Annotated in this window: 9 protein-coding genes and 1 pseudogene; 3 read left to right on the top strand and 7 right to left on the bottom strand. The window is 72.6% G+C overall.

Translation table 11 applies throughout. The annotated features are described in order from the left end of the window. Positions 1-280: 280 nt before the first annotated feature. The 5 genes from ACFP3R_RS37195 to ACFP3R_RS37175 form a co-directional block, all read right to left on the bottom strand. Complete coding sequence (locus tag ACFP3R_RS37195; RefSeq protein ID WP_380643686.1) at positions 281-1,435, bottom strand: sensor histidine kinase; 1,155 nt, start codon at positions 1,433-1,435, stop codon at positions 281-283. After that, positions 1,425-2,102 carry a response regulator transcription factor gene (locus ACFP3R_RS37190; RefSeq protein WP_380643683.1) on the bottom strand — a complete coding sequence of 226 codons (678 nt, stop codon included), beginning with the start codon at positions 2,100-2,102 and terminating at the stop codon, positions 1,425-1,427. Before ACFP3R_RS37190 ends, ACFP3R_RS37195 begins: the two co-directional genes overlap by 11 nt. Positions 2,103-2,391: 289 nt before the next feature. Then, positions 2,392-4,290 carry a 1-deoxy-D-xylulose-5-phosphate synthase gene (gene dxs, locus ACFP3R_RS37185; protein ID WP_380643681.1) on the bottom strand — a complete coding sequence of 633 codons (1,899 nt, stop codon included), beginning with the start codon at positions 4,288-4,290 and terminating at the stop codon, positions 2,392-2,394. A gap of 44 nt (positions 4,291-4,334) precedes the next feature. Next, the gene (locus ACFP3R_RS37180) at positions 4,335-5,600 is read right to left on the bottom strand and encodes a class I SAM-dependent RNA methyltransferase (RefSeq protein WP_380643678.1); all 1,266 of its coding nucleotides are present in this window, start codon (positions 5,598-5,600) and stop codon (positions 4,335-4,337) included. Then, positions 5,597-7,609: an APC family permease gene (locus tag ACFP3R_RS37175; protein ID WP_380643675.1), complete on the bottom strand. Its 2,013-nt coding sequence runs from the start codon at positions 7,607-7,609 to the stop codon at positions 5,597-5,599. The genes ACFP3R_RS37180 and ACFP3R_RS37175 overlap by 4 nt, the downstream gene beginning before the upstream one ends. Before the next feature lie 83 nt (positions 7,610-7,692). Here ACFP3R_RS37175 and ACFP3R_RS37170 point away from each other — a divergent pair, with 83 nt between their 5' ends. Continuing rightward, positions 7,693-8,355 carry a potassium channel family protein gene (locus tag ACFP3R_RS37170; RefSeq protein ID WP_380643673.1) on the top strand — a complete coding sequence of 221 codons (663 nt, stop codon included), beginning with the start codon at positions 7,693-7,695 and terminating at the stop codon, positions 8,353-8,355. After that, the gene (locus tag ACFP3R_RS37165) at positions 8,356-9,012 is read left to right on the top strand and encodes a potassium channel family protein (RefSeq protein ID WP_380643671.1); all 657 of its coding nucleotides are present in this window, start codon (positions 8,356-8,358) and stop codon (positions 9,010-9,012) included. 51 nt (positions 9,013-9,063) lie between these two features. Here ACFP3R_RS37165 and ACFP3R_RS37160 read toward each other — a convergent pair whose 3' ends face one another. Further along, on the bottom strand, positions 9,064-9,831 hold the full coding sequence (locus tag ACFP3R_RS37160) for a DUF3159 domain-containing protein (protein ID WP_380643668.1): 768 nt from the start codon (positions 9,829-9,831) through the stop codon (positions 9,064-9,066). Next, positions 9,828-10,205, bottom strand: coding sequence for an OB-fold nucleic acid binding domain-containing protein (locus ACFP3R_RS37155; protein WP_380643666.1), 378 nt, complete (start codon positions 10,203-10,205; stop codon positions 9,828-9,830). Before ACFP3R_RS37155 ends, ACFP3R_RS37160 begins: the two co-directional genes overlap by 4 nt. A gap of 107 nt (positions 10,206-10,312) precedes the next feature. Between ACFP3R_RS37155 and ACFP3R_RS37150 the strand changes: the two are divergent. Beyond that, positions 10,313-10,608, top strand: a pseudogene (locus ACFP3R_RS37150) (alpha/beta hydrolase); the annotation flags it as partial.

The raw sequence follows: 10,608 nt of genomic DNA, 5'->3' as shown, positions 1-10,608 counted from the left end.
GGAATCCTCTTGACGAGGATCATAAATTTACTGGCTATTCGGCACGCTGTTGAGTTCTCAAAGAACACGCGCTCACCGTCACTCCGCACTGTTCCCAGTGGCGTTGATCCGGGGCTGGTGTCCCGCGCTCCGTTCCGGTCTGTCCGGCCCGTTCCGCGCTGGCAGAGAGAAAGTTACACGCCGCCCAACGCGGAGACAAATCGGGGTCCGAGAGGGTGGTTTGCGCAGGTAGGACCCCCTGTGCGGACCCCGAAACCCGATCATGTGTGACCGGGACCACTCACACGAGTTTTCCGTGCGGCGAGGACGGCAGGCGCACCGCCACGGACAGCCCCCCGCCGGGCACCGCCGAGGCGTGCACCTGACCCCCGTGAGCTGCGACGGCGGCCCGCACGATGGACAGGCCGAGGCCGGTGCCGGTGCGCGCGGTCCGGTCGGCGCCACCCCGGCGGAACGGCTCGAACAGCTCGTCGACCCGGTCGGGCGCGATGACGGGCCCCGAGGAGGAGACCCGGAGCAGGGTCCACTCGGGCCCGCCCTCGGTCTGCACGTCGATCCACCCGTTGGGCAGGTTGTGCCGGACGGCGTTCTCCAGGAGGTTGCCCGCGATCCGCTCCAGCAGGGCGGGGTCCCCGACGGCGGGCGCCGGGTTGGCGCGGAACGAGATCCGCACGCCGCGCTCCCCCGCCTCCCCCCGCACGGCCCGCCACGCGGACCCGACCACGGCGTTGAGGTCGACGGGCTCGTGGACCGCCAGCCCGAGCCCGTCCGTGCGGGCGAGCAGCAGCAGGGCGCTGACGAGTTGTTCGGCCCGCTCGGTGGCCGCCCGCACCACGGAGGCCATGCGGCGCAGCTCGGCGACGTCGGCGTCCGGGTCGGCCAGCGTCACGTCGAGCTCGGTGCGGACCACCGCGAGGGGGGTGCGCAGCTCGTGGGAGGCGTTGGCGACGAACCGGCGCTGGGACTCGAACGCGGCCTGGAGCCGGTCGAGCATCTCGTCGAAGGTGTCGGCCAGCTCGGCCACCTCGTCGCGGGGGCCGTCCAGGCGCAGGCGCTCCCCCAGCGACTCGGCGGACAGTCGGCGGGCCGCGTCGGTCACGTCGTGCACGGGTTGGAGGACGCGCCCGGTGATGGTCCAGGCGAGCAGCGCGGCGGCGGCCACCACGCACAGGAAAGCGACGGAGCCGGTCCTGAGCACGTCCTCGCGGGCCTGCTCGCCGAGGACGTCCATGAGCAGGGCGGCGTCGACCTCGCGCCCGTCGACCATGACCGTGCTGCCCTCGGCGAAGCGGGGGGAGGACGCGATGACCCGTCCGACGAGGAGCCAGCCGAGCAGGAGCAGCAGGCCGCTGACGAACGCGACCAGGCCGGTCGCGAGGAGGGTGAGGCGCGTCCGCAGCCCGGGTCCGCGCCTGCGGGCCAGCTCAGAGCTCAGCGGAGCCTGCCGTGGGCACCCGGTAGCCGGAGCCGACCACCGTGTCGATGATGCCGGGTTCGCCGAGCTTCTTGCGCAGGGTCATGACGGTGACCCGGACCGTGGTGGTGAACGGGTCGGCGTTCTCGTCCCAGACGCGTTCGAGCAGCTCCTCGCTGGAGACCACGGAGCCCTTGGCGGCCAGGAGCACCTCTAGGACGCCGAACTCCTTGCGGGTCAGCTCGACGGGGCGGCCGGCGCGCCGCACGGTGCGGCGGGCGGGGTCCAGCTCGACGTCGCGGGCGGTGAGCAGGGGCGGGGTGGCGGGCGTGGCGCGGCGGGCCAGGGCGCGGACGCGGGCGACCAGCTCGGGGAACGCGAAGGGCTTGGCCAGGTAGTCGTCGGCGCCCAGGGACAGGCCGGCCACGCGATCGTCCACGCCGGCGCTGGCGGTGAGCATCATGACCCTGGTGAGGGCGCCGGAGCTGAGGATCTCCTTGCAGAGCTCGTCGCCGGACATGCCGGGCAGGTCGCGGTCGAGCACGACCACGTCGTACCGGGTGACGGTCGACTTCTCGTGGCCCGTCTCGCCGTCGTAGGCGACGTCCACGGCCATGCCCTCGCGCCGCAGACCGCGCGCGATCGCGTCGGCCAGCGGCACCTCGTCCTCGACTACCAGGATCCGCACCTCACAAAGGTGCCACATCTTCCTGAGAGGCTGCTTAGTGAGGAATGGGGGTTCACGGGAGCTGGGGGTTCACGGGATCAAGAGCGGTCGCTCGCCGCTGGGCAGGCCGCCGGGGGAAGGGCGTGGGCTCGTGTTCCCCCGTATGGCCTGCCTGAGGCAACCGCGCTTGTCCAGGGGGCGTCGCGAAGGGCGTGCGACACCCCCTGGACAAGCGCGGTAGGGCTGCGCCCAGGCCATACGGGGGAACACGAGTTGCCCCCGGTGTGGTCTGCGACGGCTGTGGTGGTGGTTACTTCTCCACCGTTGCGTTCAGGTCTGCCGGTTCTGCGGCGGCTACCCACTCGGTGATGCGTCGGGCCACGTCCTGGGCGGTCAGGCCGAGGTCGGCCAGGACTTCGTTGCGCTCGCCGTGCTGGTGGAACTGCTGGGGGATGCCCAGGTCGCGCAGCGGGACGTCCACCGAGGCGTCGCGCAGGGCGGCGGCCAGGGCCCAGCCGAAGCCGCCGTGCCTGCCGCCGTCCTCCACGGTGACGACCAGGCGGTGGGACGCGGCCAGGTGGATCAGGTCCTGCTGTACCGGGAAGATCCAGCGGGGGTCCACGACGGTGACGCCGATGCCCTGGTCGGCCAGGCGCTGGGCGGCGGCGACGCCGAGTTCGCCGAAGGCGCCCACGGCGATCAGGAGGACGTCGTCGCCCTCGCGGCGCAGGACGTCGACCGTGCCGACGCGTTCCAGGGCGGGCAGGTCGGGGCCCACCGACGCCTTGGGGTAGCGGATCACGGAGGGGGCGTCCGGGATCTGGACGGCCTCGCGCAGCTGTTCGCGCAGGGAGGCGGCGTCGCGGGGGGCGGCGACGTGGATGCCGGGGACCAGGCCGCAGATGGACAGGTCCCACATGCCGTGGTGGGAGGCGCCGTCGGGGCCGGTGATGCCGGCCCGGTCGAGCACGACGGTGACGCCCTGCCGGTGCATGGCCACGTCGAGGAGGAGCTGGTCGAACGCCCGGTTGAGGAAGGTCGCGTAGATGGCCACCACGGGGTGCATCCCGCCCATGGCGAGGCCGGCGGCGGAGGTCATGGCGTGCTGCTCGGCGATGCCGACGTCGAAGCAGCGGTCGGGGTAGAGGCCGGCGAACTTGTCCAGGCCCGTCGGGCCGCGCATGGCCGCGGTGATGGCGACCAGGTCGGGGCGCTCGCCGCCGAGGGTGGCCAGCTCGTCGGCGAACACGTGGGTCCAGGTGCGCTTGGACGGGCCGATGTTCTCGCCGGTGATGGGGTCGATGACGCCGGTGGCGTGCATCTGGTCGGCCTCGTGGTTCTCCGCGGGGGCGAAGCCGTTGCCCTTGCGGGTGACGGTGTGCACGATGACCGGTCCGCCGAAGGACTTGGCGCGGCGCAGGGCCGACTCCAGGGCGGCGTGGTCGTGGCCGTCGACCGGGCCGATGTACTTGAGGCCGAGGTCCTCGAACATCGCCTGCGGGCTGATGGCGTCCTTGATGCCGCGCTTGGCCGCGTGCAGGGCCGCGTAGAGGGGCTTGCCGAGGATCGGGGCGGCCTGGATGGCGTTCTTGCCGCGTTCCAGGGCGCGCTCGTAGCCGGGCTGGAGGCGCAGGGAGGACAGGTGGTCGGCCAGGCCGCCGATGGTGGGCGAGTAGGAGCGGCCGTTGTCGTTGACCACGATCACCACGGAGCGGTCGGTGCCGGAGGCGATGTTGTTCAGCGCCTCCCAGCACATGCCGCCGGTCAGGGCGCCGTCGCCGACGACCGCGACGACGTGCCGGCGCTGGCCGGTGAGCTGGTACGCCTTGGCCAGGCCGTCGGCGTAGGACAGGGCGGTCGAGGCGTGGCTGTTCTCCTCGACGTCGTGCTCGCTCTCCGCCCGGGAGGGGTAGCCGGACAGGCCGCCCTTCTGGCGCAGGGTGTCGAAGCCCTCGCGGCGGCCGGTGAGGACCTTGTGCACGTAGCTCTGGTGCCCGGTGTCGAACACGACCGAGTCGTGCGGGGAGTCGAAGACCCGGTGCACGGCCATGGTGAGCTCGACGACGCCGAGGTTGGGCCCGAGGTGCCCGCCGGTGCGGGAGACCTTCTCGACGAGGAAGCGCCGGATCTCCTCGGCTAGGCGGACCAGCTCCTCGGCGCCGAGCCGTTTCAGGTCGGCCGGTCCGTGCACGGATTCCAGCAGCGTCACTCGCTCCACCTCGCCCTGTGGTTTCCACTCCCCGTTTCGTCCGGTCAGTCTACGGACCACTCGCTGAGACGGTCGGTCGACGCGGTGGGCACCAGCAGCGCGACGCACTCCACGTGGTGCGTCATGGGGAAGGCGTCGAAGGCCCTGAGCCGGGCCAGCTCGTAGCCGTGCGCGGCGAACGCGGCGATGTCGCGGGCCAGGGCGGCCGGGTCGCACGCCACGTACACGACGCGGGAGGGGCGGCGGTCGGCGATCGCGGCGACGACCGCCTTGCCCGCGCCCTTGCGCGGCGGGTCGAGCACGACCACGTCGGGCGGCTGGTCGGTGAGGTCGGGGCCCTCCAGGACGGCTTCGGTGAGGCCGACGTGCCAGCTGACCTGCGGCAGGTCGGCCAGGTCCGTCCGGCCGTCGGCCACCGCGCGGGCCGAGGACTCCACCACGGCCACCGAGCCGGTCGCGCCGACCTGCCCGGCCAGCACGGAGGCGAACAGGCCCATGCCGCCGTAGAGGTCCCAGGCGCGTTCGCCGGGCCGGGCGGCCGCCCACTCGCCCACCACGCGGGCGAAGGTGTCCGCGGCGGCGGGGTGGACCTGCCAGAAGCCGTCCGCGCGCACCCGCCAGGTGCGGCCCGCGGCGCGCTCGGTGGCGATGCCGCTGCCCCGGCGGCGGCGGGCGGGGCCGGGCACGGGGCGGCGGCCGCGGCGGGTGGTGGGCGGGCCGATCTCGATCAGGTGGTCGTGGTCGTCGGCGTCGTGGGCGACGACCAGCTCGGAGCCGGGCGGCCAGGTGCGGCCGAGCGCGCCGTCCAGGGCGCCGGGCACGGTGATGACGCAGTGGTCGACCGGGATGACCCGGTGGCTGCGGTGGGCGCGGAACCCGGGCCGGCCGCCGGGTCCGACGGCCAGGCGCACCCTGGTGCGCCAGTCCTCGGGGCCGCCGGGCAGCGCCTCGACGACGACCTCGCGGTCCAGGCCGGCCAGCCGCCGGAGCTGCTCGGCCACCACGGCGGCCTTCAGCGCGCGCTGCGCGGGCCACGAGGCGTGCTGCCAGTCGCACCCGCCGCACAGGCCGGGGCGGGCGAACGGGCAGGGCGGCTCGACTCGGTCCGGGGACGCCTCGACGACCTCCACGGCGTCGCCGCGGCAGAACGAGCCGCCGGTGTCCTCGGTGATCCGGACCACGACGCGTTCGCCCGGCAGCGCGTGCCGGACGAACACCACGCGGCCCTCGTACCGGGCCACGCAGTGCCCGCCGTGGGCGACCGCGCCGACCTCGACCTCGATGAGCCGCTGTTCCCAGGTGGTGCTCACGTGCGCTTCCGCTCCTCTTGACCGCGGTTGTCCAGGCCGCGGCGGACCGCGCCGGGCGGGACCACGTCGTCCTTGTGCATGACCTTCCTCGACGAGGCCAGCTGCCACGGCACGCTGGTGACCATGACCCCGGGCTGGAACAGCAGCCTGCCCTTGAGCCGCAGCGCGCTCTGGTTGTGCAGGAACTGCTCCCACCAGTGCCCCACCACGTACTCGGGGATGAACACGGTCACCACGTCGCGCGGGTTGTCGGTGCGCACGCGCCGCACGTAGTCCAGCACCGGCTTGGTGATCTCCCGGTAGGGCGACTCGATCACCTTCAGCGGCACCTTGAAGTTCTCCTTGCCCCAGTCCCGGACCAGGCGGCGGGTGTCGGCCTCGTCCACGTTCACCGTCACCGCCTCCAGGATGTCGGGTCGGGTGGCCTTGGCGTAGGCCAGGGCCCGCAGCGTGGGCATGTGCAGCTTGGAGACCAGCACCATGGCGTGGTTGCGGGCGGGCAGCAGCTTCTGCCGCTCCTGCTGGCGCAGCTCCTCGGCGACCCGGTCGTAGTGCTTGCGGATCGCGGTCATCAGGGCGTAGATGGCCGCCATCACCGCGATCGCGATCCAGGCGCCCTTGGTGAACTTCGTGATCAGCACCACCACGAGCACCGACGCCGTCATGGCCAGGCCGAACCCGTTGATGGCCTGCGACCGGCGCATCCGGCGGCGGGCGTCCTCGTCGGTCTCGCCGGCCAGCAGCCGGTTCCAGTGCCGGATCATGCCCGCCTGGCTCATCGTGAACGAGACGAACACGCCCACGATGTAGAGCTGGATGAGCTTGGTGACCTCGGCGTCGAACGCCAGCACCAGGATGATCGCCGCGCCCGCGAGGAAGACGATGCCGTTGCTGAAGGCCAGCCGGTCGCCGCGGGTGTGCAGCTGGCGGGGCAGGTAGCGGTCCTGGGCGAGGATCGAGGCGAGCACCGGGAAGCCGTTGAACGCGGTGTTGGCCGCGAGCACGAGGATCAGCGCGGTGACGGTCGTGATGAAGAAGAAGCCGACCGGGAAGCCCTCGAACACCGCGCCCGCGATCTGGGCGATCATGGTCTTCTGCTCGTAGCCCTCGGGCGCGCCGACCAGCTGGTGCGCCGGGTCCTCGGCCATCTTCACGCCGGTGAGCTGGGCCAGCACGATCAGGCCCATCAGCATGGTGACCGCGATCAGGCCCATCAGCAGCAGCGTGGTCGCCGCGTTGCGCGACTTCGGCTTGCGGAACGCGGGCACGCCGTTGCTGATCGCCTCGACGCCGGTCAGCGCGGCGCAGCCGGAGGAGAACGCGCGCAGCACCAGGAACACGAACGCCAGGCCGACCAGGTGGTCGTCCTCGGCGCGCAGCTCGAAGCCGGCGCTCTCGGCGCGCAGGTCGTCGCCCGCGACGACGCCCCGGTACAGGCCGTAGCCGACCATCAGCAGGACGCCGGCCATGAACGCGTAGGTCGGCACCGCGAATGCGCTGCCCGATTCCCGGATACCCCGGAGGTTGACCGCGGTCAGCAGGACGATGGCGACCACCGCGAACTCGGCCTTGTGGGTGGCCACGAAGGGGATGGCCGAACCGATGTTCGCGGCGGCGGAGGAGATGGAGACGGCGACGGTGAGGATGTAGTCGACCAGCAGCGCGCTCGCGACCGTCAGCCCGGCCCGGCGGCCCAGGTTGACCGTGGCCACCTCGTAGTCGCCACCGCCGGAGGGGTAGGCGTGGACGTTCTGCCGGTAGCTCGCCACCACCGTCAGCATGACGACGACCACGACCACGCCCACCCACGGCGCCAGCGAGTAGGCGGACAGCCCGGCGACCGAGAGGACCAGGAAGATCTCCTCCGGCGCGTAGGCCACGCTCGACATCGCGTCCGACGCGAAGACCGGCAGGGCGATGCGCTTGGGCAGCAGCGTGTGGGCTAGCCGATCGCTGCGGAACGGCCTGCCCACCAGGAGGCGTTTGGCCGCGGTTGCGAGCTTGGACACGGGGCGAAAGCGTAAGGGGTCCCCGTCCCCTGGTCGGAGTAGTCGTGGGTAGGTTCTGCGTAAATGTCGCTCAGGAGGCTTTCGTGCACGTGGTGATCATGGGGTGCGGCCGGGTGGGCTCCTCCCTGGCCAGGGCCCTGGAGCGCCTGGACCACCAGGTCGCGGTGATCGACAAGGACGTCCAGTCCTTCCGGCGGCTCGGCGCCGACTTCCACGGGCAGCAGGTCGTCGGCAACGGCTTCGACCAGCGGGTCCTCATCGAGGCGGGCATCGAGCGGGCCGGCGCGTTCGCGGCCGTGTCCAGCGGCGACAACTCGAACATCATCTCGGCGCGGGTCGCGCGGGAGACGTTCGCGGTGGAGGCCGTGGTCGCCCGCATCTACGACGAGAAGCGCGCCGCCGTCTACGAGCGGCTGGGCATCCCGACCGTGGCGACCGTGCCCTGGTCGACCGACCGGTTCCTGCGGATGCTGATCCCCGAGGGCACCGCCACGGTGTGGCGCGACCCGTCCGGCACGGTCGCGGTGCTGCCGCTGGACCTGCACGAGGACTGGGTGGGGCGCTCGGTGCGGGACCTCCAGCAGGTCACCGGCTGCCGGGTGGCGTTCATCATGCGGTTCGGCACGGGGGTGCTGCCGGACTCGAAGACGGTGCTCCAGGCCGATGACCAGGTGTACGTGGCGGCCCTGTCCGGCACCGTCACCGACGTGGCCGCCGCCGCGGCCCAGGCGCCCGAGGAGAGCTGAGTGCGTATCGCCATTGCCGGTGCCGGCGCGGTGGGCCGGTCGATCGCCGCGGAGCTGGTGGCCGACGGTCACCAGGTCATGCTGATCGAGCGGGACCGGAACCACTTCGAACCGCACACCGTGGACCAGGCCGAGTGGGTGCAGGCCGACGCCTGCGAGCTGTCCTCGCTGGAGGACGCCGGGATGCAGCTGTGCGACGTGGTGATCGCCGCGACCGGTGACGACAAGGTCAACCTGGTGGTGTCGCTGCTGGCCAAGACCGAGTTCGCGGTGCGGCGCGTGGTGGCCCGGGTGAACGACCCGGCCAACGAGTGGCTGTTCACCGAGTCGTGGGGCGTGGACGTGGCCGTCTCGACGCCGCGGATCCTGTCGGCGCTGGTCGAGGAGGCCGTGACGGTCGGTGACGTGGTGCGGCTGATGACGCTGCGGCAGGGGCAGGCGAACCTGGTGGAGATCACCCTGCCGGAGGACACGCCGCTGGCCGGGTCGCCGGTGAACTCGCTGGACCTGCCGCGGGACGCCGCCCTGGTCACCGTCCTGCGCGGCGGGAGGGTGATCGTGCCCTCGCCGGACGACACGCTGGAGGGCGGGGACGAACTGCTGTTCGTGGCGGCGGCGGACGTGGAGCGGGAGATCCGGTCCTCGCTGGGCTACTGAGGGGCCGGTGAGCGGGTGCGGGGGTCCCGGGAACGGGACCCCCGCACCCGCTCAGCGCTCGTCGGGCCTCGCGACCACCCGGTCCTCGTCGGTCGGCCTGGGCGGGGTGGCCAGCTGCTGGTAGACGTCGGGCCGGCCCTCGGCCGCCTGCGCCCGCAGGCGCTCCTCGGCCTCCCGGTTCTCCTCCTCCTCGCGGGCGATCGCCGCCTTGAGGCGCTTGTCCGACCGCCGCACCGCCCACACCGTCGCCACCAGCGCCACCGCCATCAGCGGGTAGCCCATGGCCAGCCGCGCCGCGGCCAGCCAGCCCACGGACGCCTCGTCGTACAGCCACCGCTGCACCGCGAACCGGGCGAAGAACACCAGCGCCCACACGAGCGTGGCGATGTCGTAGTCGCGGACGCTGGCGCGGTCTTGGCGCCACGCGCTGCCCTGGCCGTTGAGCATGTTCCAGATCACGCCCGCCAGCGGCCGGCGCACCAGGATCGACAGCACGAACGCGCCGCCGTAGACGAGGCTCTGCCAGATGCCGTACAGGAAGAAGCCCTTGGCGTCGCCGGTCCGGTAGGCGATGAACGCCGCGATGCCGACGCCGAACACCGCCGAGACGGCGGGCTGGACCGACCCCTTGCGCAGGGCCAGCACGACGCCGATGAGCACCGCCGAGCCGAGCGCGGCCCAGATCGCCGGTGTCAACCCGGCGAAGGCGTTCACCAGCACGAACACGACCACCGGGAGCGAGGAGAGCGCCAGCCCGCTGACGCCGCCCATCTGCTCCAGCAGCGTGGGCTGCTTCTCCTTCTCGTCAGCCTGTGTCATGAAGCGTTCTGCAGCTCGTAGTAGGGGTTGTAGAGCACCTTGCGGCCGTCGCGCACCGCGATCCGGCCCCTGGCCTTGATCGTGCGGCCCGGTTCGATGCCCGCGATCCGGCGGCGGCCCAGCCACACCAGCGTGACGCCCTCGGTGCCGTCGAACAGCTCGGCCTCCAGGGTGGCGGCGGCGTCGCGGGGGCAGAGTTCGACGCTGCGCAGCCTCCCGAGGACCGTCACCTCCTCCCCGGACTTGCAGTCACACGCCCGCACGGCTCCGACCGCCGCGACTTTTCGCGACAGGTCGTCGGCGTCCAACTCGCTCGCGTCGGCGCTCAGCCGACGCACGAGGCGGCGCCAATAGCCGCCCCCGGTACCAGTCATCCCCGACTCCAGGAGAGTGCGCGGGGCCTCGACAGCGAAGCCCGTCTGACAGCCAGGGTAACCAGCCACCCCCGATCGAGTATCCGACTGGGGGAGGATCTACGGCCATGAGCCCGTCGCCCGCCGTTCTCCTGCCCGGAACCGCGTCCGACGAGGTGTTCGTGGCCCGGGTGTTCGGGCGCCCGCTGACCGAGGCCGGGTTCGCGCCGGCCACGCCCGCGGTGCGGGGGGTGCGGGAGTGCCACGAGGCGCTGGACGCGGCCTGGTCGGGCACTCCCCTGCTGGTCGGGGGCATCTCGCTGGGCGCGCACGTGGCGACGGCGTGGGCGGTGCGGCACCCCGGGCGGTGCGCGGGCGTGCTGGCCGCGCTGGCCGCGTGGCTCGGCCCGGCGGGGGGCGCGCC

Source organism: Saccharothrix lopnurensis (assembly GCF_042658445.1).
GTDB classification, from domain to species: domain Bacteria; phylum Actinomycetota; class Actinomycetes; order Mycobacteriales; family Pseudonocardiaceae; genus Actinosynnema; species Actinosynnema lopnurensis.
The sequence above is the reverse complement of the archived record's forward strand: the minus strand, read 5'-3'. Positions and strand labels throughout refer to the sequence as shown.

Bases quoted from the DNA above. Each gene is read 5' to 3' on its own strand.
- ACFP3R_RS37160 (WP_380643668.1), bottom strand. From the start codon at position 9,831: ATGACACAGGCTGACGAGAAGGAGAAGCAGCCCACGCTGCTGGAGCAG.
- ACFP3R_RS37155 (WP_380643666.1), bottom strand. From the start codon at position 10,205: ATGACTGGTACCGGGGGCGGCTATTGGCGCCGCCTCGTGCGTCGGCTG.